The following is a 24,528-nucleotide window of genomic DNA, read 5'->3' as shown; positions in this document are numbered from 1 at the left end:
AAACGGGGCTATGGCGCAGTTGGTAGCGCACCACACTGGCAGTGTGGGGGTCAGGGGTTCGAATCCCCTTAGCTCCACCAAAGAGTTCTTACTCGAACCGACGCCCGAAAGGATGTCGGCAAGGGAAAGAGCTAATCCAGAGTTAGAACGACAAGGTTGTGCTCGATCCAAGGCTCCCGCAGGGGGCCTTGTTTCGTTGTGGTGGTTGATGCTGTCAGTGCACCCACTTTGGTCTTGTCCGCGAGGTGGAGCGCAGCTCGGAAATCATGTTGCGACGTATGGCATCGTTGCCGTCGGTATAAGGCTTCTCGGGGTCAGACATCAGATCGAGGGCGTTAAGCAGGGCGACCAGCACGCGACCGAGCGACACGAGTGAGCCTGCCCCTCAACAGAGGCTGGCTCACTCTTCGTCCGTCGTTGACAGCAGGAATCCCCTCGCAGTGCACGTACGAATCAATCGAATTCTTCTGATTCGTGTTGACGGCAATGGCAACGGCGCAAGTCGGATCGCTTGTCATGACTCGACGATATCGAGCTCCTGTACGAGATCAATCGATCGATCGTCCGCAAGTACGGGGTAACCACCCCGACGGTCAGTGCAGACTTCCGACCTTCGACTGCCGATGGCGTGGTCAGTCTTGTGTTTCGGTGCAGATCGTGAACTTTCGCACCGCGTGCGGGAATCCGCCAGTGGGGCAGTCGTTGTTGGTGGTGGTGTTCAGGATGACATTGAGAGGCTTTTCGCGATTCGGTTTGGTGGTGTCGTCGCATTTGGCGCGGACAGCGGTCACCTTCCCGATGCTCAGGCAGTCGGTGCTGCTCCAGGCATAGTCCAGACAGGCGGTGAATTGCCCCTCGTCGGGGTTCATGTAGAACTTTTGAGCCACATCTGCCGGGCACTGGTCAGGCGTGGATACCCGCTGGATCACTGTATAGCCGTTGTTCGGCGATCCGCAGTCAACGACCATGAGTGTGGCGTTGTTGCTCGGTCCTTCAAAGCTGACGCACGCCCCAACTGGTGCTATCGATTCGCCGGGGACGTTGGGGGGCTGTGAGGGGAACTGTCCGGGGATACGACTGAAATCCGCAGGCGCTGGCGCCGTGGGTGGTGCAGAAGCGTGGTCTTCTTCTCCCTGAGTGCCGTTGCATGCTGCGGTGACTAATGCGACTGCGGTTAACACGGCACCGAACTTAAGCATCACTATCACCCGATCTGCGCACTTTTCGATAGAGATATATTGCGAAGCCCAGCCCGTATGCGCCAACGATCCCCTGCAAGAGGACAAATACGAGGGCAGTATTCGAAACTGCGCCGACCACTGATGCGATTATTAACAGGATTGATCCCATGGCGGTCAGGACAACTGGAAGCGTGCGTCGTGCTCGTGTCATTTGTTGCCAGTCTTTCGATTTGAAGTTGCCATCAACGGGTGCCGCAATCTATCGCTGCCACTACTCCACCGGTGGTGGCAACGCCGCCGCCGAGGATTCCTAGTCCTGCCGCGATCGCTGGCACGCCGCCTGTGGCGCCGATTCCGGTCAGTGATAGTAGTCCGCCGCCGATAACCAGTAGCCCGCCTCCGATTGCCATTCCGATGTTCATCTTTTCCCCGACAGTGCACAGATCTTTCTCGGCTTGTTTCTTTTCTAGCTCGGCAATCTTCTGTTGGTCCTGGACATGTTGTTGCTTGCCCTCATCGATTTGCTTCTGAAGATTATCGATCTGATCCTGAACCGACGGCTTCTGCGCCGTGGTCGGTTCGCATTGTGGACACGGTGGTGTGGGCGTTGGTGCGGGGTCGAGGCCGGGTTCGATCCAGATCGGGCCTCGGCCGCCGCCACCGCTGATGCCGAGGAGGGTGTTGCCCAGCATGGCGGCGGCGTCTTGGCATTGCTGCTGGCGTTGATTGACCTTCTGGGTCTCCTGATTGTTGTCGGCCTGCTGCTGAGGTTCTTGCTGGTGAGCCGGTTGCTGCGGTTGCTGCTGGGCAGGCTGCTGTTGAGCCGGTTGCTGGCTTGGTGGTTGCGCCGGTTGTTGGGGCGGTGCGTCGTAGTTGGGTGGCATTTGGCCGTGCGCAGGGGTGCGGGGCTGGGCCTGCTGTGGGTACTGGGCATTGCCGCCTTGTTGGCCGGTGGGGGCTTGTGCTGCGGGGTTGTTGATCGAGATCCCGTTGCTCGGGTCGAGTCCGGGGTAGCCGGAGTTGATCCCGCCGGAATAGCCTGGTTGCTGTCCGCCCATCGATGGTGGTTGGAACTGCTGCCCACCGCCTGGCGGTCCGTAGTCGCCACCGCCGTTCCCGCCGCAGTCCGGCGGACACTGGGCCGCCGCCGTGGGTAGCCCAACGAACCACGGCGGGGCGGCGTTGCGGTGCGCGGGTTGAGGGCTGAGCAGGCTGGCAGCCAAGATCACGGCACCGAGTACCGCGCCCGTCGCAAGTCGTGTTCGGGCTCTCGCCTGAGGCTGGGAGCTATCCCCGCGGTCGCGGTGAGCGCTCCGTTGACGATGCCGCAGATTAGTTTGCTTGCATCCTCGATATCGGTTGTCTGACGCCGGACTGGCGTCGCCACGATCAGCCATGACCCCCCTCGTTGTCGGCAATCTGCAAATCAAGATCATACGAGGGTGCCGCCCCCTTGTCGCTGCAACATAAATATCCGAAATCACCTTGTCAAGAGGGCTAAAGCGCGCATCGCCGAGGCGAGATGTGCGAAACCACCGCGCCGGAACGCCAAGCGGACAGCTAATTTTTGCGCATGAAGAGCAGGCATACGTAAGGCGTGATACTGCGCGACTATGCCATTTGCTGGCCGATCTGACGGCTCGCTTTCAAGTTTGCCGTGGTCGCGCCGCAGGGAGATTCGGGGCCGGCATCGATCGGGCCACCTCGGCGGTGGCTGGTTGCGTGCGAATCGACTGCCCGACACGACCCGCGCGGCTCGGCTCGTGCAACCAAAGTTGCCAGTCCCGGCCCATGTTGATCGCTCGGCCATTGATCGCGTGATCTCGGTGAACGTGTCCGCTCTGCAGGTGAAGGCTCTGCCCCATCCGATGTCGCAGGAAACATGGATACCCTGCGGCAGGGGTGCACGCCGACTCACGTTGGCATCCAGTGCAGCTACTCTTCGTGACGGCCCAGTCGGTGAACTGGAGTATCCACATGAGGCGCCAAATGTCCCTATTTACAACGCTGTTTGATGCCTGCGGCCGGATGGAAGATCCGGCCTACTTGTGGGATGCGCCACGTAGAGGCAAATAATCTGATCTTGACATCGATCGTTATCGTATGGTTCCTTCATCGTCACTCAGCAAATGCTCGAAGGCATCGCTGAATCTCGTTCGGGGGGGTGTGGGTTTGTCACACGGTCGAGGACATCGCGCAGCAGGCCGCGCGGCGGCGCTGGCCGCAGCGCTCGCAGTGGGTGGCACAGGTCTCGTGTCACTACCCTTGGCGGGCGCTGCGCCGCAGGTGATGCCGGATCGGTGGACACAGTTCGTCACCGATGACGGGTGGGTGGTCGATGTGAACACCACCAACGAGGTGATCGATCACATCGACAACCTTGCGGGCGCTTCGAATTCGTGGCAAGCCCGAGTCACGTTGCGTTCAGAGGCCCGTATCGGCGGGCAGGGCTCCTCGGTCATCCAGGACGCCCAGCTGGAATCCGGTTATTTCGTCGGGTGCCGCACCGATTCCTCGGCCGGTGTCGAAGTCGGTGGGGATCTCGGGCTCGACCTCAACCAGCAGGCAGGCGCCGGTGTCTACGGCGGCGGTTACGGCCAAGGCCAAGGTGGCGCCGGCGGTGGTGGCGGTGGTGGTGGCGGTTTCGCCGGCGCCCAAGGCAACGTCTCAGTTGGCGCCACCGAGCACATCGGCGGCTACATCCGGGTACTGCTGAAACCGGGCGGGCACGCTCAGGTGGCGATGGACCGGATCAGCCTGCGCAATATGCACGCGGTGTCGAACCTGCGGGAGCAGAACATCGTCGCCGACGGATGCGGGGGACAAGTGAAAATCCAGTCCTACACCACGATTCGGCTGCGCACCGACAACGGCAACGACACCCAAACCCTCTACGGCGAACCGAAAGACCTCTAGAACGTGACGCGTGTCAACAACTCATTCCTGCACCTGGCAATCGTATCGGTTGTGCCCATTCTGGCCCTGATGGCACCTGCGCTTGACCACTCGGGCGCAGCAGCGCCTGGGTCGTTGGCGGTGGCCGCTGCCGACCCCGCAGTCCCGCCCCCAGTGCCGGTACCAATTCCGCGGCCCATGCCCGCCGACCCGCCCCGGGTCAATCCGATTGGCGGAGCGCGGATCTCCTCCACCACGCCACAGGGGGAAACCGCAGGCCTGGAACAACCGCTCGCAGCACCGGCCGAACGCGGCGAGGCCACGGTACCGATGTGGGCCAAAGATGGCATCTTCGCACCAACCGCACATCCCAACCGTCAGATCCGTATCCACTTGCCCGATGAGTTGACGTAGCAGCCAGCGGCCTGGACACCTGGCGGGGGCGGTGTGTATGCCAGCGCGGATGTCGACTACGCAGTGAGGCCGCTGACCGGTGGCGGTATAGATGTCACGATCACCCGCAAAACAGTGTTCTCCGCCTCAACGATCCCGTTCGGGATCAAACTCCCGGGCGGCACGCATCTACGCCGAGGTGACAACGTGGTGCTCGTCGAAACCGACGCTGCGCCAGGACGACCCGCTGCGGTGATCGGCACGTTCAGCATCCCGGCCGCCCACGACACCAACCAGAAACCGCTGACGGTGGCCCCTGCGTTGGGACCCGGGTTTCCGCCTGGCCAGTCGAATCTGACCGTCGACCTCGGACCAGCCGACATCTTCGCGTTTCCGGTCACCATCACCCTGGCCTACCGGGCCTCCGATATCCCCACCACCGGGGCACCCACGCCGAACTGGACCGGCCTACCTGAGGGCGCACCCACCATCGCGGCCGCGACCGATGGTTCAGCGCAATGTCCGGGCGGGGTCAACGACTACCGCAGCCCTGACGGGCGCAGCGCTGAATTCACCGCTGGGTGTGTCACCCACCAACAATGCCTGGCCACCACGCCGACTCACACCTCGATGACCGCCTGCCACAACACGCTGCTGGCGCACCTGTCGGTGGCCTGCACTACCACGTTCGGCCAGGCCGGACCCGACTACGACGCCTGCACACGGGCTGCCGAAAATGTCGTCGCCACCGCCAAAACCACTATGGCCGGACCCGCGGAATAGCGGGGGATGAAATGGGTACTGACCGTCTGCCATCGTTGGTTGTGGGCTTGATCATGGCCGCCGCTGCGGTGGCGGTCTGCATCCTGACGATCTGCGTGACGTGGACTGCGGCCCGAGGCAAGCTGAACCGAAACCAGTGGACTGGCATACGAACGCCGACGACCATGCGCGCGATGCAGCCTGGGTAACAGGACACCGTGCGGCAGCGCGGAGCGCACCGGCCTACATTAGCCTCGCGCTCGGCATATGCGCGCTGACAGTCTGGGCATTCCTACAAGGCTGGACATTCGGTGTCCTTCTGATCGGCATCAGCGCACTGGTCGTGGTCCTGGCTGCGGTCATCGCCACCGCCATCGCGGCAAGCAGGGCCGCCAACGATCGATGACGACCGCGTCACGCTCAGTCATCGTCGCTGGGCCCAGACGCCAGGTGGGAAGGGCTGAGATTTGAGTTCGGCGCTCCAGAATCTCGCCGGCTGCAGGCATGGGCTTCGGGTTCTTTGCTGTGTGCGGGTTGTTGTCGCCGAATTCAATCGGGGGGCGCCATGCCTGCGTTTCGTAATCTCCACTGAGGGCGGCCCGCCAGGACCTACCTACCCGCAACCCGCCACTACAGGTCGCGTAGGTTCTTAGAGAATCAAATCCAGCCTACGCAGCATTCAACGAAAGCCATCATGTCCGAGGATCAGAACACAGACGTTCCACCGAATCACCTCTCCGTCGATCCCCGCAGCCCCTTCTATGACGAGGCGGTGCTCCTCCGCGACGTGGGTATTCGCTTCAACGGAGTCGAGAAATCCAATGTTCACGAATACGACGTGGCCGAGGGTTGGGTGCGTGTTGAAGTCCCTACCGCAAAGGATCGCCGCGGAAATCCGATGGTCGTCAAGCTCCGCGGCGCGGTCGAACCTTATTTCCGCCAGGCGAAATAGCGAACGCCCGTGGGTTACTGCGGCCGTCGTTTGAATAGCCGAACACGCTGACGCGCCTGCTGGTATTGCATGGGACAAGTACGCGCCGACGCAACGGTCCGAGCCTCACGCCTTGCCCGCGGTTCTGGCGCGGTCGATCCGCGAAGAAATTGACGATTTAGTTAAATCGGGTCTCCAAAAGCCCCAGATAACCCAGATGTGACCGGTACCGTTCCGCTCGTGAAAAGCCAAGCGGTCAGCCGCCGCATCAAGCTATCGATCGCCATCGCAGTAAGTTTCGCGTCCGTCGCGATGGTGGCACCAGGAAGCGCTCACGCCGATGAGGGGAGTTACCTAGCGGCGCTGGGGCCCCAACTCTTGCCCACGGCATCGTTGCTGGCCCTCGGACGCACCATCTGCGACAAGCTTCGCTACGGCGGTTCGACGCCAGAAAATGTCCTGATGTCATTTGAGTTGATCGGTTGGGGAAACCCTCAAATGGTGGATGCCGCCCAGCGTGAGCTGTGTCCCGACACGCTCGCACCTGCACCTGCACCTGCACCTGCACCTGCACCATAACGAAAAGGCGCGGCTGACTGGCAGAGACGCCTCACTCCAAGCCGGACAAGACCTTTCGTGCAGCTTCGAGCTCGGCTTCCAACGCGGCGACCTTCGCGGCCTGCTGGGCGCGTGCCTCCTCGATCACCTTGTCGATCGGGGTGGCCAGGTCATCATGCAGTTCTTTGGCGGCCCGGGAGACAGCGGCGGCCGCGACGGCGAGGTCACGAGCCAGGTAGGTGGTGCCCTGCTTGAGCTCGGCACGCCATTCGCCGTCGGCGGTGCCGGTTACGGTGAGGGTCAGCTCGATGGTCTTGGCTTTCTTGGCCGGCGCCTTTTTGGCCGGTGCCTTCCTCGGCGTCTCGTCGACAAGGGCTTCGGCGGCGGGTGCGGCGCTCTCGGGTGAGGCGGCCAAGTCGTCTGGGGCCTGGGCGTCTACAGTCATCGTCACGGCGAACTCCTTGTCGAACATCGCTTGCGCTGGGCGGGCTTGCGGTCGCAGGTATTAGAACACACGTTCGATGCCAGTGGTCAAGTCGACGCGCCAGCCGTGCTCACTTCGTCGAGTCGGCGGCCTCGTGGATTCGCGCTCCGATGACAGTGGTGTCCAGATGCTCGAGGAGGTCACGCGGATCGTCGAAAACGGCTTGTGCGCCGGCTTTTTCGAGTTCGCTGTCAGCGACGCCGCCGCAGCGTACCCCGATGAAGGGCACGCCGATGCGAGTAGCCGCTTCACCGTCCCATACCGCGTCGCCGACGAAGACGGCCCGGTCGGCGGGCACCCCGGCGCGTTCGAGGGCCACCTCGACGATGTCCGGGTCGGGCTTGGCGGTGTCGACGTCTTTCGACGACGTCGCTGCCGCGATGGCGTCGTCGCTGTCGAGAACCGTTCGGGTGATGGCGAGTTCGTCGTCCGGAGCGGAACTGGCGAGCACCACCCGCACCTCGTTCTCGGCGAGATGGTGTAGTAGTTCACGGGCGCGCGGGAGGCGCACGATCAGGTCGGCGCTGTCCTTGTACAGGTTGCTGTGCCGATCCTTGAGCCGTTGCTGCACAGCATCACTCGCGTCCCCGGACAGGTTGGCCACCAGGGTGCTGCCATCCATGCCGATACTGCGATGTATCCGCCAGGACTCCACGTCGATGTCCTCCTCGCGGAACGCACGCGCCCAGGCGTGCACATGAAGGTAGTTGGAATCGACGAGCGTGCCGTCGACATCGAACAGGACCGCGAAAGGCCTCGACATCTCTGCTCCAGGGTCGGGTGGACACCGTGCCGTGCACCACCGCGCGGTATACCCGCCTGTCCGAGGACGAAACGAATGATCGGCCGGGCGTTCAGTCCTCGAGACCGTATTCGTCGAACCAGTAGGCCAGTTTGCCGCGCCGGCTCACCGCGCGCATCCGGGCCTCGGCCGCGTGGCGGGTCTTGCTGGTGGTGACGATGAGCAGTTCGTCGCCGACGGCGATGCGGGTGTCCGGTAGCGGGACGAAGGTGCGGCCGTTGCGGATGATCAGGGTGATGACGGCCGGGTCGGGTAGCCGTAGTTCGAGGATCGTCACGTTGTGCAGCCGGGAGTGGGGCTGCACCGTCATGGTCAGCAGTTCGGCGTCGAGTACGTCCAGCGGCGCGGCCTCGACCTGGATCTCGCGGGTGATGTCGCGGGTGATCAGCCCCAGCGCGTTGGCCACGAAACGGATACTGGGGGCCTGGACCAGGGTGAAGATCACCACGAGGACGAACACGATGTTGAGCAGCCGATAGCTGTCGGGCACGCCGGCCACGATCGGGAATGTCGCCAGCACGATCGGCACCGCTCCGCGGAGTCCCGCCCACGACAGAAAGAGTTGTTCGCGCAACGAGATCCGGAATCCGGCCAGCGACAGCACCACCGACACCGGGCGGGCGATCAGCAGCAGCACCAGCCCGATGACGATCGCGGGGATGATGTCACCGCCCAGATCGTGCGGGTTCACCAGTAATCCGAGGAGTACGAACAACCCGATCTGGGCCAGCCAGCCCACCCCCTCGGCGAACGACCGGGTGGCCGACCTGTGCGGCAGTCCGGAGTTGGCGAGGACTACTGCCGACAGGTAGGCGGCGATGAAACCGCTCGCGTGGGCACTGCCCGCGGCGGCGAACGCGATGAAACCCAGCCCGAAGGTGGCGATCGGGTAGAGACCCGAGGCAGGCAGCGCGATACGGCGCAGGGCAAATGCTCCGGCGAATCCGACCGCCAGGCCAAGCATGGCACCGAGGATCAGTTCGTAGAGCAGATCGGTGATCGCCCCTTCGGGGTGGAAAACGAACGGCACCACGCTGAACGTCAGAACCAGGATGACCGCGGGCGCATCGTTGAAACCGGACTCTGCTTCCAGCAGCCCGGCCAGCCGGCGGGGCAAGGGCAGGATCCGCAGCACCGAGAACACCGCCGCAGCGTCGGTGGAGGAAACGATCGCGCCCAGCAACAGCGCGAGTTGCCAGTCCATACCCAGCAGCAGGTGAGCACCGACGGCGGTGATGGCGGTGCTGATCAACACACCGACAGTGGCCAGCACCGAGGCAGGCGCCAGTACGCCACGGATATCGGAGAAGCGTGTGGTCAAACCGCCTTCGACGAGCACGATCGCCAGCGCCGTGGTGCACACGTTGCGGGCCAGCTCGACGTTGTTGAAGTCCAGGCCGATCCCGTCGACGCCGAGCACCATGCCGACCAGCAGGAAGAACAGCAGGCTGGGGAACCCGATCCGGGTGGCCACGCGCGTGCCGATGATGCTCGCCAGCAGCACGATGCCGCCGGTCAGCAAGGTCAAATACAGCTGGTTCAGGCTCATCGAGAATCAGTTAATCAGGACGAAGGGCCGTGAGTGTGCTGTGCGAATAGGCGAAAATGGCTGAGTGGCGGAGCGGAACATGCGGGTAGTGGTTGCCGGAGCGGGCAATGTGGGCCGGTCCGTTGCGCGCGAGTTGCTCGAGAACGGCCACAAGGTCTTGCTGATCGAGCAGCTGCAACGCCGCTACGAGCCGCACACCGTGCCCGGCGCTGATTGGTTGCTGGCCGACGCGTGCGAACTCTCCGCAATGGAGGAGGCCGGCATCGAAACCGCTGACGTGCTCATCGCGGCCACCGGTGACGACAAGTCCAATCTTGTGGTCGGCTTGTTGGCCAAGTCGGAGTTCGGCGTGCCGCGGGTGGTTGCCCGCATCAATGACATCCGCAATCAGTGGTTGTTCGGCCAGGACTGGGGCATCGATGTCGCGGTGTCGACGCCCGGATCCCTGGTCGCCGGCATCGAGGGTGCGATCGACGTCGGGCACCTGGTGCGGTTGATGTCGCTGCGCGGGGGCCGGGTGGAGCTGACCAAACTCACGCTGCCGGAAGACAATCCGGTGGTGGGTCAGCGGGTGGACCGGCTGGATCTGCCGCTCGACACCGCGCTGGTCACCGTCGTTCGCGGCAACAAGGTCAGGTTGCCCAAGCCCGACGATGTGCTCGAAGCGGGGGACGAGCTGCTGTTCACCGCCAATCGCACCTCGGAGAATTCACTGCTGGCCGCCATCCATGGCGGGGAATTCCTCAGGGAAGTGGTGTCCGACGAGCCGTGACGCGTGGTGCTCGCGCGGCTAATTGACTGCCGGCGGGGGTTGGGGTTGGAAGGGTTGGTACCACCACCAGTGAGCGCGTTCTCCGGTCGGTCCGGGGCACGGTGTGACATCAGGTGGGGTTGAGGTCGGAGGGCGGGCCAACGACCCACCGTGCAATGGTCTGCCGGCGCTGTCGGTAACGACCAGCTGATCAGCGGGCCCGACGATCGTGATGAGGCGCCGGTGGTGCAGGCGATGGTGATATGGGCAGACGAGCACCAGGTTGTCCAGCTCGGTGGGCCCGCCATCTTCCCAATGCACGATGTGGTGGGCGTGCAGACCTCGGGTGGCCCCGCAACCGGGCACGGCACAGCAGCGGTCGCGATGCTCCAGGGCCCGGCGCAGCCGGCGGCTGATCTGTCGAGTGGTGCGTCCGGCGCCGATCACCTGCCCGTGCCGTTCGAACCAGGCTTCGTACGTGGCGTCGCACAGCAGCTCGCGTCGTTCGTCGTCGGTAAGCAGCGGACCCAGATGCAGTGCGGCGACCGGCTTGTCACCGTCGGTGTCGAGGTCGACATGCACGACCACCGTGGTGTGCTGCCCGTGCGGACGACGCGCCGCCTCAGCATCCCAGCCGGCCTTGACGACGCTCATGAAGGCATCCACACCGTTCGGAAACGGTGGTGCCTGCTCTGCGTCGCCACCATCGGACTCGGTGTCGTGATCGTGTTTCCAGTCGGCGACCAACCCCTCGTGATGGGCTTGGCGGGCCGCGTCGAACTTGGCTGCCTCCAACCGGGTCAACCGGATCCGGTAGGTGGTGTACTCGCCTTCATCAGTCTTGGTGATCGCACGTCCAGGATCGGGACCTGGCACAGGCTCGTGGTCTGGCGCGGGGCGTGGTTCGAGTTTGACCGCGGTACGCAACTGATCAACGGTGGCCACCGCCGCCAGCTCGGCATAGTGCTCATCGGATCCTTCGGCGGCTTTCTCGGCGATCACCCCGACCTGATCCAGCGACAGCCGGCCCTCCCGCATGCCTTCGGCGCAGCGGGGGAACTCCTCGAGCCGCCGCGCGATCGCCACCACAACCTCGGCGTTGCGCGGTGTCACGCCGGTCTTCCAAGCCACCAGTGCCTTCATCGAACGGGCACCGGTGGCACCGCACAACTCGTCATGATCCAGTTCAGCGACGATCTCGACGATGCGGCCATCAATCGCGTTGCGCTGACCGGTCAGCTCCGACAACTCGGCGAACAACACCTCAGTACGCTGCGCCGGGCTTTCCGCAACATCGAAAGTGGCTGCGGCCGAGGACATAACCACATCATGGCAGAGGGGTACGACAAGTTCTGGGTCAAGCTTTAGTGTGATGCCATGGACGCCGAAGACGCCGAACCGGAACGCCGGCTGGTCATCAGGGTCAACTCGAACGCCAAGATGTCACGCGGCAAGGCCGCGGCGCACGCCGTACATGCCGCGCTCAAGCTCTACGGCATCGAGTACCACCACCCGGTGATCGTGATCGGCGGTAAGCCCGACGAGATCCTGGCGCAGACGGTGCACGTGCGCGACGCCGGGCGCACCGAACTGGAACCCGGCACGCTGACCGCGGGGGCGAACTGGGAGTACAAGGACCGCGCCGACCCCGCCGAGGCGGACGAGTAGCCGCTATCCCGTTGCCGCCGCGCGTTGCCCGTGCTCCGGGAGTTCGGGCAGAGCCAGGCCCAGATGGTCGCGCAGCGTCGTGCCTTCGTAGTCGGTGCGGAACACACCGCGTTCCTGCAGCAGCGGGACGACGCGGTCGACGAAGGGGTCCAGCCCGCCCGGCGTGACGTGGGGAACCAGGATGAATCCGTCGCTGGCATCCGATTGCACGAGATGGTTGATGGATTCGGCGATCGTGGCCGCCGAGCCGACGAAGTTCTGCCGCCCGGTGACCTCGATGATGAGCTCGCGGGTGGTCAGGTTTTCCGCCTCGGCCTTGGCGCGCCATTCGTTGGCGACGGCGACCGGGTCGCGGTGGATGCGCACGCTGGCCCGTCCCTTGGCGATGGTGTTCTCACCCACCACGGGGTCGACGGCGGGCAGCGGTCCGTCCGGATCGTGATCGGAAAGGTCGCGGTTCCACAGCTGTTCGAGGAATTTGATCGCGGTGGCGGGGGAGACTTGGGCCAGTCGCACCTCGTGAGCCAGCTCGGCGGCTTCGTCGTCGGTGTCCCCGAGGACGAAGGTGGCTGCGGGCAGGATCAGCAACTGGTCATGGCGGCGGCCGTATTTGGCCAGGCGGCCCTTGACGTCGGCATAGAACTTCTGACCGTCTTCCAGCGTCCCGTATCGGGAGAAGATGGCATCGGCGCCTGCCGCGGCGAATTCGCGGCCGCGATCGGAATCCCCGGCCTGGAAGATCACCGGGCGTCCCTGTGGGCTGCGGGGCACGTTGAACCGGCCGCTGATATCGAAATGATCGTTGCGGTAGGTGAATTCACCGGCAGCTGGATCGGACAGGAACACGCCGCGGTCCTTGTCTGCGACGATCTCGTCACCGCGCCAGGAGTCGAACAGCGTGTGGGCGGCAGCCAGGAAGCTCTCGGCCCGCTCATAGCGCTGGTTCTCCGGCAGGAAGCCGCCGCGCCGGAAGTTCTCGCCGGTGAAGGCATCCCACGAGGTGACGACGTTCCAGGCGGCCCGGCCTTCGGAGAGGTGGTCCAGCGAGGCGAATTGCCGTGCCACCTCGTAGGGTTCGTTGAACGTGGAGTTGATGGTGCCGGTCAGTCCGAGCCGGTCGGTCACCGCGGCGAGTGCGGCCAGCACCGTGAAAGTGTCCGGGCGTCCCACCACGTCGAGGTCGTAGATCTGGCCGCCTTGTTCGCGTAGCCGCAGCCCTTCGGCCAGGAACAGGAAGTCGAACTTGCCGCGCTCGGCGGTCTGGGCGAAGTGGACGAACGAATCGAACTCGATGTGGCTGCCGGACTCGGGATCGCTCCACACCGTGGTGTTGTTGACCCCGGGGAAGTGTGCGGCCAGATGAATCTGCTTGACGGGCTTGCTCATGACGTTTCCTCGATGTCAGACGGTCGAGTAGCGGTTGGCGGGGCGTGTGAGGCCGAGCAGTCCGCGCAGGGTGGATGCTTCGTAGGTCTCGCGAAACAGGCCGCGGCGTTGCAGGTCGGGCACCAGTACGTCGGTGATCTGCTGTAGGTCGTGCGGCAGGGACGCCGGGCGCAGCCGGAAACCAGCGGCACCGGCGCTGTGCCAGGCCTGGAGCAGATCGGCCAGTTGCGCTGGGGTTCCGGCGAAAATCTCGGCGTCACTAAGGTATTCGGTTCCCGCGAGATCATCGAGGCGCTCGCGCCGTGCGCGTGCCGCGTCGGGCGTGTCTTCGAGGAACACCACCAGGTCGGCGAACACGCGTACTGGCGGGACGTTGGTGGGGCGCAGCGCGGCGATGGTGTCGACCAGGGCGGTGACCTCGTCGGCGGTGTGCGGGGTGACGAAGCCGACGTCGGTGCTGCCGGCGATCAGTTGGTAGGCAGGGTCGACGTGGCCGAGCGCGGCGACGAGGGGTTGCCCCTGCGGTGGCCGCGGGGTGATCGACGGTCCTTTCACAGAGAACGTCGCGCCCTCGAAATCGATGTAGTGCAGTTTGTTTCGATCGATGAACCGTCCGGTGGCCACATCGCGAATCTCGGCATCGTCCTCCCAGCTGTCCCACAACCGGCGCAGCACTTCCACGTAATCCGTGGCCTCGGCGAACAATTCGGTGGTGAGCGCGGCGCGTTCCTCGGGGAGTTCGCGCCGGCCGAAGTGGGCCGCGGCGTCCCGGCGGGAAGACACCTGGACCCGTACCCCGACCCGCCCGCTGCTCACGTAGTCGAGGGTGGCGATGGCCTTGGACGCGTGGAACGGCTCGGTGTGGGTGGTGACGACGGTCGGCACCAGGCCGATGTGACGGGTACGGGGTGCGACGCGGGACGCGATGAGCACGGCGTCGAGGCGGCCGCGGACCTGATCGGCGCGGTCATCGGGCCGGAACGGGTGATCGGACTGCAGGGTGAGTCCGTCTTCGATCGTGACGAAATCCAGCAGGCCGCGTTCGGCCTGGCTGACCAGATCGGTCCAATACCGCGGGGTGAGTGTTTCGGCGGGGCGGGCCAGCGGCTCACGCCAGGAGGCCGGGTGCCAGCCGGTGCCATCGAGTGCGACGGCGAGGTGCAGTGGGGTACCCATCGACGGTTCTCACTTTCGGTCGCGGTCTCTGGCGACAACGCGAGCTCACACCCGGGTAATCCCGGGTGTGAGCCGCTGCGAGTGTCCAACCCAGTCTGACCTGCCTGAAGAGATCGACGCAGGGTGATGCGAAAGTGCCCGCCGGGTCAGTTGGCGTGGCTCGGAACCCACGGCCTCATCCGAGGAATCCAGCGCGGCACATGTCGGCGGTAGTCCTCGTACTGCGCGCCGAACCGCCTCGTCAGGTGCGGCTCCTCCACAGCCGGGATCGCAATCGCGACGATCGTGCAGAACAGCGCGAACCAAGCGAACAACCAGGGTGAGGCCGTGGCGACGGCGGTACCGAGCTGAATGCAGAACACCGCGGTCATCATCGGATTCCGGACGTGGCGATACGGCCCGCGCAGCACGAGGTTGACCGGAGAGCCGATGGCCAATGTGCCTTCGCCGACGCGGTCGAACAGCACCACGGTCCAGATCAGAAACCACAGGCCGAGCGCGATCAGAAGCGCTCCCGTGACAGCGAGGAGCAGTCCGGACAGGGCGCTGAGGTCCGGGGCTTTCACTCCGGTCAGCCAGATGATCAGGCCCGGGATGAAGACCGTCATGGTGGCCGGGGCGATCAGCACCGAGATCGTGTGCCGCCACCAGAGTCGCCGTTTCGTCATGTCGAACTCCTTTCTTCAACTCATGTTGAAGAAAACGCTACGCTGCGACTTCCGCATAGGTCAACAGTTGTTGAACTAAACTTCGACGCATGTCAGAGTCCGGGCGCAGTGGCCGGTGGCGCACGGGCCAACAGAACAAGCAGCGCATCATCGATGCGGCGCGTGAACACTTCACACTTCACGGTTATGAACGCGCGACAGTGCGTGGGATTGCCGCCGATGCCGGCGTAGACGTCGCGATGGTCTACTACTTCTTCGGCAACAAAGAGGGGCTGTTCAACGCGTCGGTGCTCGACACACCTCAGCACCCCCTGCATCAGTTGGCGAATCTGCTCGACGAGGGGGTCGACGACATCGGCGCGCGCCTGGTCCGCGATTTCGTTCAGCGGTGGGACGAGGGCGGGTCCTTCGACCCGTTGCTGACGGTGTTCCGGTCGGCGGGAATTCAGCCGTTGGCGCGCAAGCTCTTACACGACTCGCTGGCCGGGCCGGTGGCCCAGCGGGTGTCGGCGGAGTTCTCTGTCGACAACGCTGAGCTGCGCGTGGAGTTGGTGACTGTGCACCTGGTCGGCCTGGCCTTCGCCCGCTACCAGCTCAAGATCGAACCGCTGGCCTCGGCCGGTATCGATGACCTGGTCGCCTGGATGGGGCCCACGGTGCAGCGGTATCTGACGGATCCGAATCCGTAGGCGGCTCAGGCGCTCTCGGGCTGTACAGAGGGCTCGGGCCGCAATCGTCCCCGTAGCACGGCTACGAACGGCCGTGGATCGGCGCGGCCGTCGCGTCGGAAGGGCATCGAGTCCTGAGACGCACTGATCCACTCCGAACGGGACATGTCATCGAGGTGTAGCCGGCGTGCGGCCCGGCGGGCGAGCAGATGCAGCAGCAGGGTGCCGGTGCGTCCATTTCCTTCGCGGAACGGATGGATCTGGTTGTAGTCGGCATAGATCCGGGCCAGTCGATAGGACAGCGTGCCGTCATCGATGTCGGCACCTTCCTCGGCGAGCCTGCCGATCTCGGCATGCAGTCCCTCCAGGGCGTGCGGAATGCGTGCACATGGACCGAAAGCGCTGTCACCCTTGCGGAGTTCGACGATCCGTGGCTCGCCTGCCCACGCGTACACGTCGCCGAACACGTGCTGATGCAGGGATCGAATGTTCAGATCCGCGTCCCGGGTGCGCAGGTGTACCTGCAAGATTCGGCCGGCGGTCGCCACGAATTCCAATTGCGCGAGCACTGTGGCATCCTGCACGCCGAAGTTGTTGCGCAACACCGACGTTCCTGGAATGAAGTACGGCCGGCGCCGGGCGAACACGCGCCGACGCGGTGGTGGGGCGGGGGCGGGGAGGTGCCGTCCGAGGTACTCCCCGAAGCTCTCGGTGCCGGTGAGCAACGCGGTCAGGGCGTCGACCTGCTCCTGGGTGGGCTTCCAGCCTTCCAGGCGTTCGGCGGCGATGGTCTGGGCGAGGGCGTGACGCGCGACCTCGTCGGGCTCGGCTACCACGTGGAGAACGTCGAGGTCGACGCCAGGTAGTCGAGTTTGCGTCGTACCCCGGTCAGTTCGCGGCCGATGCTGCGCAGGGCGGCGCGGTCCTGCGGTGAGAGTTCCGACAGTTCGACACGCTCGTCGAAGCCGTCGACGTCAACGGCGGAATTCCAGTGCGCACCCCGCACCCGCCACCGGATGCTGGACCCGATCGCGTGGCATTTCGCCAGCACCCGGGCGTCGTCGGCATCGAGGTAGCGGGTGCCGGCCGCCGCGGCGATCCTTTCGGCGGTGGGCAGCGCGTCTGAGCCGCAACTGAGTGCGGCCCAGCGTGCGATCCGGACCACCGGGTCGACGGCGGCGTGTTTGATGTCGACACCGCTGTCACCGCCGGCCAGCGCGCGCAGCCGGGACGGGACGTAGGCGCGAGCGAAGGTGGCGTCCTGCAGCATCGCGGCGAGCGCGGGCGGTTGCGCTCTCGCGGCGATACCGGCCTGGTCGCGCAGGTCGGGTCCGTCGCCGAGAGCAACGGCGTCGGCCAGCAGGCCGATCATCACCACCCCCCGATCAGCGGCTGGGTCGGCGGCCCAGCGTCCGATGCCGACCGCCCAGTCCTGGGCGGTGCGGTTGAACCGGATCCGCGAGGCGACCGCGCCGTTGTCGTCGGCGCGGAACCCGCAACACGCCAACAGGTCATGGACGTGCGCAGCCTGGGCCAGGGCAGACTCCGCGGTGACGTCGGTGCCGCGGACCACCAGCGTTTCCAGGTCCGATCCGGGGAGTGCGTCACCGCGGCCGACGCTGCCCGAGGCGTACCAGGCGATGCCGGGGGACACCAGCCGTGCCGCGGTCGACAGCGCGGCGCGGGCCACTGCCGACCATGCCTCCGCAACCGAGGCGGCCCCGACGCGGGTGTCGATCACCGTCTTCACCGCATCGTGGGCTGCGGCAGCGGCCGTCACCAGCTCGCTCTCGCCGGCCGCCGACGCCAGGCGCCGGTGGGCATCGTCCAACGGAGCCACAACCATGTCGGCGATTGTGACAGGCAAAGGGTCCGGTGAGGTTTCGGCAACGCAATGCTTACCGCTGGCTACATGAACGAAACACGCGGGTGACAGCTCGGACACGCCGGCACGCTTATCTATCAAGTGACAGTTAAGGAGCCGGCGGCACCGCCCCCGAACCTGAGAGAAAACGCCTATGACCAGCAGCGCGACCGAGAGCCCGCGAGATGTGGCCGGCCGTTTCGGCGACCATGACGACCTGGCCGAGTTTGGTTATGACCAGCAGTTGCACCGTCGGCTCGGCAAGTTCGAGTCGTTCGCCGCGGGCTTTTCGTTCGTGTCCATTCTGACCACGATCTTCCAGTTGTTCGGCCTCGGGTTCGGCTTCGGCGGTCCCGCCTTCTTCTGGACCTGGCCTGCGGTGTTCCTCGGCCAGTTCCTCGTCGCTCTGTGTTTCGCGGAGCTGGCGGCGCGCTATCCGATCTCAGGGGCCATCTATCAGTGGTCCCGGCGGATGGGCGGCGAGGTGGTCGGCTGGTTCGGCGGCTGGTTCATGATCCTGGCGCAGATCGTCACCGCCTCGGCCGCGGCGATCGCGTTGCAGGTGGTGCTGCCGTCGATCTGGTCCGGATTCCAGGTGATCGGGGAGGACCCGGCTCTGACCTCACCGAGTGGCGCCGCCAACGCCGTGCTGCTCGGCACGGTATTGCTGGTGCTCACCACCACGATCAATTGCCTTGGTGTCAAATGGATGTCACGCGTCAACAGTGCCGGGGTGATCTGTGAGATCGTCGGCGTCATCGCTGTCATCGGCGTGTTCTTCACCCATGCCCAGCGCGGACCGCAGGTTGTGTTCGACACCGGCCACGCCGGCGGCCAGCCCGGCTACATCTGGGCCTGGATCATGTCGGGCCTGATGGCCGCCTACGTCATGGTCGGTTTCGGCTCGGCCGGCGAACTCGCCGAGGAGACCCGCAACCCGCGTCGCGTCGCGCCCCGCACCATCCGGTTGGCCCTTTCGGTTTCAGCGCTCGGCGGTGGGCTGATGATTCTGGGGGCCCTGATGGCGGCACCGAGCCTGACCGACGGACGCCTGGCCACCGAGGGTCTGCCCTATGTTCTCGACACCGTGTTGTCCTCACCGTGGGGCACAGTGCTACTGATCGATGTCTCCATCGCGATCACGATCTGCACCTTGGCAATTCAGACCGCGGCCTCACGGTTGATGTTCTCGATGGCCCGCGACGGGCGCCTGCCGGCCTCCTCGATCCTGTCCCGGGTCAACAGCCACACCGGCACACCGATCTGGCCGTCGGTGCTCATCGGCCTGCTGTGTATCGGGGTGCTTCTGGTCAATGTCGGCAACTCGGCCATCTTCGCCACCCTGGCCAGCGTCTGCATCATCCTTATCTACCTGGCTTATCTGTTGGTCACCGCACCGCTGCTGTATCGACGGCTCAAAGGCTGGCCCGCCCAGCGTAACCAGGTCGACGCCGAAGGCCTGCCGCTGTTCTCACTCGGCAAGTTCGGCATCGCGGTGAACGTCCTGGCGGTGCTCTACGGCGCCGTGATGATCGTCAATCTGGGCTGGCCGCGGGCCGAGATCTTCAACCCCACCGGGGAACTGCCGATCCTGCAGTGGGCCGGACCCTTGAGCATCGCCGCCGCGGTGGTCCTTGGCGCCCTGTGCTTCCCCCGCGGAAAGACCCACCCGAACCCCGTCACGATCGGAGCTTGAGAATGACCACTGCGACGACCGCCGGCGCTCGCGACCATGCCCGCGCCCAGGCCGGCGCCATCACCGACTCGATGCCCGTCGTGCCGGCCTCTCGCTGGCCGACCCCGCCGCAGGGCGTGGCTCCCGAGCAGTTGACCTGGGCCGAAACGGTTCCCGGTGGCCGCTACACCAACAAGGTGCTGGCGCGCGGCACCCGGTTGCGGCTGCGCGATCTGGACGGCACCGCGTGCGCACATCTGCTGTTGTGGCGGGCGGACGCGCCCTGGGAGCGGCTCAACGTCGCCGACACCGTGAAAGTGCCCTGGCAGGCCTATCTTTCGGCGGGCCACCCGCTGCTGAGTGACCAGGGCCGGGTGCTGGCCACCCTGGTGTCGGACACCTCCGGCCACCACGACGCCCTGTGCGGCACCACCACGCGGTCCGGTAACACGGCCAAATACGGTGCGGGCGACGTGGAGTCACCCAGTCCCGCCGGGCGCGAGCTGCTCGCCCTGGCCGCCCTCAAGAACGGCCTGACCCGGCGCGATGTGGCACCCAGCCTGTCGTTCTTCCACGGAGTGCGCGTGGACGCCGACGGCGCGCTGGTGTCGACCGGGTCTGCCGGTGCCGGCACGACCGTCGAACTGATCACCCACCTGCCGCTGATCGTGGCCGTCGCCAACACCGCACACCCGCTGGACCCGGCTACCCGGTTCACCGTCGGCTCGCTCGAAGTGCTGGCCTGGTCGGCACCCGGTGACCTGGCCGAGATCGGTAGGACGATCGGTGACCGTGACCCCGAATACCAACGTGCCTACCTGAATTCCGAAGACGTCTGGAGTGCCCGATGACCATCACCGCCGCCCACACCATCGTCGACGAAATCGTCGCACCCCGCGCCCCGTGGTCGAAGGTCGTGCGAGCCGGTGACGTGCTCACCATCGTGGACCTGCACGGGAATCAGGCCGTGGACACTCTGTTCTACGGGGCATCCGATCACGGCGTGCGTTACAGCGCCCCGGCCACCATAGCGGCGCAGGGAAACATCTTCCTGACCACCGGAACGGTGCTGCGCGACAGTGACGGTGAGCCGATGCTCACCATCGTCGACGACGAGGTCGGCAATCACGACACGCTCGGCGGCGCCTGCTCACAGGAATCCAACACGCTGCGCTACGGGCACCACACCAAGCATCAGCACGCATGCGTCGAGAACTTCATCGGCGAGGGTGCCCGGTGGGGGCTGACCAAGGCCGACATCGTCAGCAACATCAACTTCTTCATGAACGTGCCGGTGGATCCGGACGGTGCGCTGGGGATCGTCGACGGCTTGTCCGCCCCGGGCAAGACCGTGTCGCTGCGTGCCGAGATCGACACCCTGGTGCTGGTGTCGAACTGCCCGCAGATCAACAACCCGTGCAACGGGTTTGATCCGACCGCGGTGCGAATGGTCGTGACGCGCCCATGAGCACCATGGAGGTGATCCGACCGGGTATGGCCACCACCGTCCAGGATTGGCCTGGGCGGACCGGGTACTGGCAGATCGGGGTGCCGCCCTCGGGGCCGATGGACGACGTGTCTTTCCGGTTGGCCAACGTCGCGGTGGGCAACCCGGAGGGCGCGCCCGCGCTGGAGGCCACAATGGGCGGACCGGCTTTGCGGTTTGACACTGACACCTGGGTATGTGTCACCGGCGCGCCCGCCCCGGTGAGCGTCGACGGAACACGCGTGGCGCAGTGGGTACCGGTTCGTGTCGAGGCCGGTCAGGTCCTCGACGTGGGGTTGGTCGACGGCCCGGGCCTGCGGATCTACATCGCAATCGAGGGCGGGCTGCAAGCCGACGAATACCTGGGTAGCGCATCGACATTCACCCTCGGCCGGTTCGGCGGCCACGAGGGCCGCGCGCTGACGGTGGGGGACAAGCTGGAAACCAGCGATGCCGTGCGCGGTGTCCGTCGGCGCATCCTGTTCGAAGAGCAGCCGGCCATCGGCAGCCACTGGCACATCGCAGTCACCGTCGGCCCGCACTCGGCGCCGGAGTTCTTCACGCGCAACGACATAGACACACTGCTCAACCACGATTACGAGGTGCACTTCAACTCCGACCGCACAGGTGTCCGGTTGATCGGGCCGAAGCCCGAATGGGCCCGCCCCGACGGCGGGGAAGCCGGACTGCACCCGTCGAACATTCACGACAACGCCTATTCGGTGGGTTCGCTCGACTTCACCGGGGACACCCCGATCCTGCTGGGTCCGGACGGCCCCAGCCTCGGCGGCTTCGTCTGCCCGGTCACCGTCACCGCGGCCGACCGCTGGAAACTCGGACAACTCGCCCCCGGCGCCACCATCCGGTTCGTCCCGGTCAAGGCCTCGGCGGCACCCCCGCCCGCGACCGTCGGACCGGCCCGGCGCGCCTCGATCTCTGCGGTGTTCTCCGCCGGCGGCGATGAGGACTACGGAATCATCGGCGGCACAACCTCATCGGACGGCAGCACGGCCGTCACTTATCGGCGGATCGGGGATGACAACGTCCTGGTCGAGTACGGTGAGATGCGGCTGGACCTGGCGCTGCGGGCGCGTGCGCACGCACTGCACCACGCGCTGGAACAGCATCGGCCGGACGGACTGATCGATCTCACTCCCGGCATCCGTTCGCTACAGGTCAAGGTCGACCCGGCCCGGCTCCCGCAGTCGAGGTTGGTGCCGCTGCTGGCCGAACTCGAAGCCTCGTTGCCCGCCGCGCAGGACCTCGTGGTGCCCAGTCGCACCGTGCGGTTGCCGCTGAGCTGGGATGACCCCTCGACCCGGGAGGCGATCGAACGCTACATGCACGGCGTGCGCGCCGACGCACCCTGGTGCCCGTGGAACATCGAGTTCATCCGGCGGATGAACGGCCTGGCCTCGGTCGATGATGTGCACCGAATCGTCTATGACGCCGAGTATCTGGTGCTGGGCCTCGGCGATGTGTATCTGGGGGCTCCGGTCGCGACACCGCTGGACCCACGTCATCGTCTGGTCACCACCAAGTACAACCCGGCGCGGACCTGGACGCCGGAGAACGCCGTCGGAATCGGTGGGGCATACCTGTGCGTCTACGGGATGGAGGGGCCGGGCGGCTACCAGTTCGTCGGCCGGACCACACAGATCTGGAACCACCGTCACCCCCTGGTCGCGCAAGGCTTCGATCCCGAACACCCATGGCTGTTACGGTTTTTCGATCGCATCCAGTGGTACCCGGTATCCGCTGACGAGCTGCTGGACCTGCGCGCCGATATGGCCGCCGGACGCGGCGTCGTCGAGATCGCCGACGGTACCTTCTCGCTGGCCGAGCACGAGCAGTTCCTGGCCGCCAACGCCGATGACATCGCCGCGACCCGCACGGCGATGGAGGCGGCACGGGCCGAGGAACGCGAGCGTTGGGCGGCGGCAGGAGAATTCGCACGAAAGGAGTCCGCGTGACTCGCATTGCCGAGATCTACCGCAAGATCGCCGAAGCCGGACGCGACGAGGTATTCATCCACCTTCGTCCGCAGGCGGAGGTCGAAGCCGATCACCGTGCGGCGCTGGCGGGTGACGGGCCGTTGGCCGGATTGGTGCTGGCGGTCAAGGACAACGTCGATGTCGCAGGAGTGCCGACCACTGCGGCATGCCCAGATTTCAGTTATATTCCCGATGCCGACGCACCGGCGGTCGCCGCTCTCAAGGCCGCCGGTGTTGTCGTCATCGGGAAGACCAATCTCGACCAGTTCGCCACCGGCTTGGTCGGCACCCGCAGTCCCTATGGCGCCGTGCGGGATTCCCGCCGGCCCGACTACATTTCCGGCGGGTCGAGTTCCGGATCGGCGGTTGCCGTGGCACTCGGATTCGCCGACATCGCGATCGGCACCGACACCGCCGGGTCGGGTCGTGTGCCGGCCGGGCTGCAGGGAATCGTCGGGATCAAGCCCACCATTGGCCTGGTCTCCACCGAGGGTGTGGTTCCGGCCTGTGCCAGTTATGACTGTGTGACGATTTTTGCCGCGGATCTGGTCACCGCGGAGTCTGCGATGGCCGTGATGAGTGCCGCTGCGCCGCAACGCCAGTGGCCGGCCGATGTTCGCTTCGCCGCACCGGTGACTCCCAGAATCGGAATCCCGGATTCGTTGGCGGGTCTCGACGACGCCTGGCGGACAGCCTTCGAGGCCGCCGTGCGCCAGGCCAACGATGCCGGATTCGATACGGTGCCGATCCCGATGGACGACTTCTTCGCGGCGGCCGGCCTGCTCTACAACGGCGCACTCGTGGCCGAAAGGTGGGATGCGGTAGGGGAGTTCATCAGCACCGCCGGCCCTGATGCGAAGCTGGACCCGACCGTGGCCGCGATCGTCACCGCTGCCGGGACCTACTCGGCGGCCGATCTGCTGCGTGATCGCAGGCGGGTCGAGGAGTTACGGCGCGCAGCGCTGACGCAGCTCGAGGGCTGTCACGCGCTCATGGTCCCGACCGCCCCCGAGCATCCGCGCATGGACGAGGTCGCGGCCGACCCTGTCGCGGTGAACTCGCGGATGGGCCGCTACACCAACTTCTGCAACCTCTTCGACATGTGCGCCATCGCGGTTCCCGCGGGAATGACTTCTGACGGTGCGCAGTTCGGAATCACCCTGCTCGCAACGGCATTTCACGACGGCGTCATCGCGGAACTGGCGGCGCGATTCTTGGATGTTCCGTCGGCCGAGACCTGGCCTGAATCCGGCGGTGCGCCGCTGACCGAACTCGCGGTGTTCGGAGCGCATCTGCGTGGCCAGCCGTTGGAGCATCAGCTCACCGGTCGGGGTGCCCGTTGGGCCGGCCCGATCACCACGGCCCCGCACTACCGCCTCTACGCTCTCGACACGGTTCCGCCCAAGCCGGGCCTGACCCGCGTCGACGAGGGCGGGGCGCCGATCGTGGGTGAGCGGTGGCTGTTGTCGCCGGGCGCGCTCGGAGAGTTCCTCGCTGAGTTGCCGGCGCCGATGCTGCTCGGGAAGGTGGAACTCGACGACGGCCGCTGGATCACCGGTTTCGGTTGTGACCACATCGCTCCCACGCAAGGCCGTGACATCACCGGGTACCGGGGCTGGTTGGCTGCGATGGCGTGA

General features: G+C 65.5%; 24 protein-coding genes and 1 tRNA gene. 14 read left to right on the top strand and 11 right to left on the bottom strand.

Annotated features, from left to right (window positions below):
• Positions 1-4 precede the first annotated feature (4 nt).
• Positions 5-80, top strand: a tRNA-Ala gene (locus BN2156_RS11365).
• 552 nt (positions 81-632) lie between these two features.
• Here the strand turns inward: BN2156_RS11365 and BN2156_RS31140 are convergent.
• Positions 633-1,199 carry an LppU/SCO3897 family protein gene (locus BN2156_RS31140; RefSeq protein ID WP_235625278.1) on the bottom strand — a complete coding sequence of 189 codons (567 nt, stop codon included), beginning with the start codon at positions 1,197-1,199 and terminating at the stop codon, positions 633-635.
• Positions 1,200-1,423: 224 nt separating this feature from the next.
• Positions 1,424-2,239, bottom strand: a complete 816-nt coding sequence (locus BN2156_RS11355) for a hypothetical protein (protein ID WP_090513572.1) — start codon at positions 2,237-2,239, stop codon at positions 1,424-1,426.
• A gap of 1,231 nt (positions 2,240-3,470) precedes the next feature.
• Between BN2156_RS11355 and BN2156_RS11350 the strand changes: the two genes are divergently transcribed.
• The 5 genes from BN2156_RS11350 (at position 3,471) to BN2156_RS11335 (ending at position 6,741) form a co-directional block, all read left to right on the top strand.
• The gene (locus BN2156_RS11350) at positions 3,471-4,097 is read left to right on the top strand and encodes an MspA family porin (RefSeq protein ID WP_235625355.1); all 627 of its coding nucleotides are present in this window, start codon (positions 3,471-3,473) and stop codon (positions 4,095-4,097) included.
• A 69-nt stretch (positions 4,098-4,166) separates the two neighbouring features.
• On the top strand, positions 4,167-4,490 hold the full coding sequence (locus tag BN2156_RS31135) for a hypothetical protein (RefSeq protein ID WP_235625277.1): 324 nt from the start codon (positions 4,167-4,169) through the stop codon (positions 4,488-4,490).
• A gap of 186 nt (positions 4,491-4,676) precedes the next feature.
• A complete protein-coding gene (locus BN2156_RS31130; protein WP_235625276.1) occupies positions 4,677-5,252 on the top strand; it encodes a hypothetical protein in 576 nt (191 codons plus the stop codon).
• A gap of 673 nt (positions 5,253-5,925) precedes the next feature.
• Positions 5,926-6,183, top strand: coding sequence for a DUF3297 family protein (locus tag BN2156_RS11340; RefSeq protein ID WP_090513567.1), 258 nt, complete (start codon positions 5,926-5,928; stop codon positions 6,181-6,183).
• A gap of 219 nt (positions 6,184-6,402) precedes the next feature.
• Positions 6,403-6,741 carry a DUF732 domain-containing protein gene (locus tag BN2156_RS11335; RefSeq protein ID WP_131725156.1) on the top strand — a complete coding sequence of 113 codons (339 nt, stop codon included), beginning with the start codon at positions 6,403-6,405 and terminating at the stop codon, positions 6,739-6,741.
• A gap of 31 nt (positions 6,742-6,772) precedes the next feature.
• Here the strand turns inward: BN2156_RS11335 and BN2156_RS11330 are convergent, their stop codons facing one another.
• The 3 genes from BN2156_RS11330 to BN2156_RS11320 all read right to left on the bottom strand — a co-directional run bounded on the left by BN2156_RS11330 (position 6,773) and on the right by BN2156_RS11320 (position 9,555).
• Positions 6,773-7,171, bottom strand: a complete 399-nt coding sequence (locus tag BN2156_RS11330) for a DUF6319 family protein (protein ID WP_407661667.1) — start codon at positions 7,169-7,171, stop codon at positions 6,773-6,775.
• Between the two features lie 103 nt (positions 7,172-7,274).
• Positions 7,275-7,967, bottom strand: coding sequence for an HAD family hydrolase (locus BN2156_RS11325; protein ID WP_090513562.1), 693 nt, complete (start codon positions 7,965-7,967; stop codon positions 7,275-7,277).
• 91 nt (positions 7,968-8,058) lie between these two features.
• Positions 8,059-9,555: a potassium/proton antiporter gene (locus tag BN2156_RS11320; RefSeq protein ID WP_090513559.1), complete on the bottom strand. Its 1,497-nt coding sequence runs from the start codon at positions 9,553-9,555 to the stop codon at positions 8,059-8,061.
• Positions 9,556-9,634: 79 nt separating this feature from the next.
• On the opposite strand from BN2156_RS11320, the gene BN2156_RS11315 reads away from it, so the two are divergent.
• Positions 9,635-10,327: a potassium channel family protein gene (locus tag BN2156_RS11315; RefSeq protein ID WP_090513553.1), complete on the top strand. Its 693-nt coding sequence runs from the start codon at positions 9,635-9,637 to the stop codon at positions 10,325-10,327.
• Between the two features lie 18 nt (positions 10,328-10,345).
• Here the strand turns inward: BN2156_RS11315 and BN2156_RS11310 are convergent, their stop codons facing one another.
• Positions 10,346-11,626 carry an HNH endonuclease signature motif containing protein gene (locus BN2156_RS11310; RefSeq protein WP_090513550.1) on the bottom strand — a complete coding sequence of 427 codons (1,281 nt, stop codon included), beginning with the start codon at positions 11,624-11,626 and terminating at the stop codon, positions 10,346-10,348.
• 57 nt (positions 11,627-11,683) lie between these two features.
• On the opposite strand from BN2156_RS11310, the gene BN2156_RS11305 reads away from it, so the two are divergent.
• Positions 11,684-11,974 (top strand): hypothetical protein, encoded by a 291-nt coding sequence (locus BN2156_RS11305; protein ID WP_090513547.1) that lies wholly within the window; start codon positions 11,684-11,686, stop codon positions 11,972-11,974.
• Positions 11,975-11,977: 3 nt separating this feature from the next.
• On the opposite strand, the gene BN2156_RS11300 is transcribed toward BN2156_RS11305, so the two are convergent.
• The 3 genes from BN2156_RS11300 to BN2156_RS11290 all read right to left on the bottom strand — a co-directional run bounded on the left by BN2156_RS11300 (position 11,978) and on the right by BN2156_RS11290 (position 15,204).
• Entirely contained in the window at positions 11,978-13,360 is a 1,383-nt protein-coding gene (locus BN2156_RS11300; protein WP_090513544.1) for an NtaA/DmoA family FMN-dependent monooxygenase, read from the bottom strand.
• A gap of 15 nt (positions 13,361-13,375) precedes the next feature.
• Positions 13,376-14,536: an LLM class flavin-dependent oxidoreductase gene (locus BN2156_RS11295; RefSeq protein WP_090513541.1), complete on the bottom strand. Its 1,161-nt coding sequence runs from the start codon at positions 14,534-14,536 to the stop codon at positions 13,376-13,378.
• A gap of 146 nt (positions 14,537-14,682) precedes the next feature.
• Positions 14,683-15,204, bottom strand: coding sequence for a methyltransferase family protein (locus BN2156_RS11290; protein WP_090513539.1), 522 nt, complete (start codon positions 15,202-15,204; stop codon positions 14,683-14,685).
• Between the two features lie 89 nt (positions 15,205-15,293).
• Here BN2156_RS11290 and BN2156_RS11285 point away from each other — a divergent pair, with 89 nt between their 5' ends.
• The gene (locus tag BN2156_RS11285; RefSeq protein WP_090513536.1) at positions 15,294-15,893 is read left to right on the top strand and encodes a TetR/AcrR family transcriptional regulator; all 600 of its coding nucleotides are present in this window, start codon (positions 15,294-15,296) and stop codon (positions 15,891-15,893) included.
• 5 nt (positions 15,894-15,898) lie between these two features.
• On the opposite strand, the gene BN2156_RS11280 is transcribed toward BN2156_RS11285, so the two are convergent.
• Both BN2156_RS11280 and BN2156_RS11275 read right to left on the bottom strand, forming a co-directional pair.
• Positions 15,899-16,708, bottom strand: coding sequence for a Fic/DOC family protein (locus BN2156_RS11280; RefSeq protein WP_090513534.1), 810 nt, complete (start codon positions 16,706-16,708; stop codon positions 15,899-15,901).
• The gene (locus tag BN2156_RS11275; protein ID WP_090513531.1) at positions 16,702-17,718 is read right to left on the bottom strand and encodes a putative nucleotidyltransferase substrate binding domain-containing protein; all 1,017 of its coding nucleotides are present in this window, start codon (positions 17,716-17,718) and stop codon (positions 16,702-16,704) included. The genes BN2156_RS11280 and BN2156_RS11275 overlap by 7 nt, the downstream gene beginning before the upstream one ends.
• Before the next feature lie 172 nt (positions 17,719-17,890).
• Here BN2156_RS11275 and BN2156_RS11270 point away from each other — a divergent pair, with 172 nt between their 5' ends.
• From BN2156_RS11270 to atzF, 5 genes are read left to right on the top strand one after another with little or no spacing between them, the layout of a single operon-like run.
• On the top strand, positions 17,891-19,432 hold the full coding sequence (locus tag BN2156_RS11270; RefSeq protein WP_090513530.1) for an amino acid permease: 1,542 nt from the start codon (positions 17,891-17,893) through the stop codon (positions 19,430-19,432).
• Positions 19,433-19,434: 2 nt separating this feature from the next.
• Positions 19,435-20,262, top strand: coding sequence for an urea amidolyase associated protein UAAP1 (locus tag BN2156_RS11265; RefSeq protein ID WP_090513528.1), 828 nt, complete (start codon positions 19,435-19,437; stop codon positions 20,260-20,262).
• Entirely contained in the window at positions 20,259-20,879 is a 621-nt protein-coding gene (locus BN2156_RS11260; RefSeq protein ID WP_090513525.1) for an urea amidolyase associated protein UAAP2, read from the top strand. The genes BN2156_RS11265 and BN2156_RS11260 overlap by 4 nt, the downstream gene beginning before the upstream one ends.
• Positions 20,876-22,870, top strand: a complete 1,995-nt coding sequence (locus tag BN2156_RS11255; protein WP_090513523.1) for a 5-oxoprolinase/urea amidolyase family protein — start codon at positions 20,876-20,878, stop codon at positions 22,868-22,870. Before BN2156_RS11260 ends, BN2156_RS11255 begins: the two co-directional genes overlap by 4 nt.
• Complete coding sequence (gene atzF / locus BN2156_RS11250) at positions 22,867-24,528, top strand: allophanate hydrolase (protein ID WP_090513520.1); 1,662 nt, start codon at positions 22,867-22,869, stop codon at positions 24,526-24,528. The genes BN2156_RS11255 and atzF overlap by 4 nt, the downstream gene beginning before the upstream one ends.

Source organism: Mycolicibacterium neworleansense, from assembly GCF_001245615.1.
Classification (GTDB): Bacteria; Actinomycetota; Actinomycetes; order Mycobacteriales; family Mycobacteriaceae; genus Mycobacterium; species Mycobacterium neworleansense.
This window is presented reverse-complemented; position numbering and strand designations above follow the sequence as displayed.

Coding starts and splice junctions, on each gene's coding strand:
- BN2156_RS31140 (WP_235625278.1), bottom strand. CDS start 1,199: ATGCTTAAGTTCGGTGCCGTGTTAACCGCAGTCGCATTAGTCACCGCA.
- BN2156_RS11355 (WP_090513572.1), bottom strand. CDS start 2,239: ATGGGCGGACAGCAACCAGGCTATTCCGGCGGGATCAACTCCGGCTAC.
- BN2156_RS11350 (WP_235625355.1), top strand. CDS start 3,471: ATGCCGGATCGGTGGACACAGTTCGTCACCGATGACGGGTGGGTGGTC.
- BN2156_RS31135 (WP_235625277.1), top strand. CDS start 4,167: ATGGCACCTGCGCTTGACCACTCGGGCGCAGCAGCGCCTGGGTCGTTG.
- BN2156_RS11340 (WP_090513567.1), top strand. CDS start 5,926: ATGTCCGAGGATCAGAACACAGACGTTCCACCGAATCACCTCTCCGTC.
- BN2156_RS11325 (WP_090513562.1), bottom strand. CDS start 7,967: ATGTCGAGGCCTTTCGCGGTCCTGTTCGATGTCGACGGCACGCTCGTC.
- BN2156_RS11320 (WP_090513559.1), bottom strand. CDS start 9,555: ATGAGCCTGAACCAGCTGTATTTGACCTTGCTGACCGGCGGCATCGTG.
- BN2156_RS11315 (WP_090513553.1), top strand. CDS start 9,635: ATGCGGGTAGTGGTTGCCGGAGCGGGCAATGTGGGCCGGTCCGTTGCG.
- BN2156_RS11310 (WP_090513550.1), bottom strand. CDS start 11,626: ATGTCCTCGGCCGCAGCCACTTTCGATGTTGCGGAAAGCCCGGCGCAG.
- BN2156_RS11305 (WP_090513547.1), top strand. CDS start 11,684: ATGGACGCCGAAGACGCCGAACCGGAACGCCGGCTGGTCATCAGGGTC.
- BN2156_RS11300 (WP_090513544.1), bottom strand. CDS start 13,360: ATGAGCAAGCCCGTCAAGCAGATTCATCTGGCCGCACACTTCCCCGGG.
- BN2156_RS11295 (WP_090513541.1), bottom strand. CDS start 14,536: ATGGGTACCCCACTGCACCTCGCCGTCGCACTCGATGGCACCGGCTGG.
- BN2156_RS11290 (WP_090513539.1), bottom strand. CDS start 15,204: ATGACGAAACGGCGACTCTGGTGGCGGCACACGATCTCGGTGCTGATC.
- BN2156_RS11285 (WP_090513536.1), top strand. CDS start 15,294: ATGTCAGAGTCCGGGCGCAGTGGCCGGTGGCGCACGGGCCAACAGAAC.
- BN2156_RS11275 (WP_090513531.1), bottom strand. CDS start 17,718: ATGGTTGTGGCTCCGTTGGACGATGCCCACCGGCGCCTGGCGTCGGCG.
- BN2156_RS11270 (WP_090513530.1), top strand. CDS start 17,891: ATGACCAGCAGCGCGACCGAGAGCCCGCGAGATGTGGCCGGCCGTTTC.
- BN2156_RS11265 (WP_090513528.1), top strand. CDS start 19,435: ATGACCACTGCGACGACCGCCGGCGCTCGCGACCATGCCCGCGCCCAG.
- BN2156_RS11260 (WP_090513525.1), top strand. CDS start 20,259: ATGACCATCACCGCCGCCCACACCATCGTCGACGAAATCGTCGCACCC.
- BN2156_RS11255 (WP_090513523.1), top strand. CDS start 20,876: ATGAGCACCATGGAGGTGATCCGACCGGGTATGGCCACCACCGTCCAG.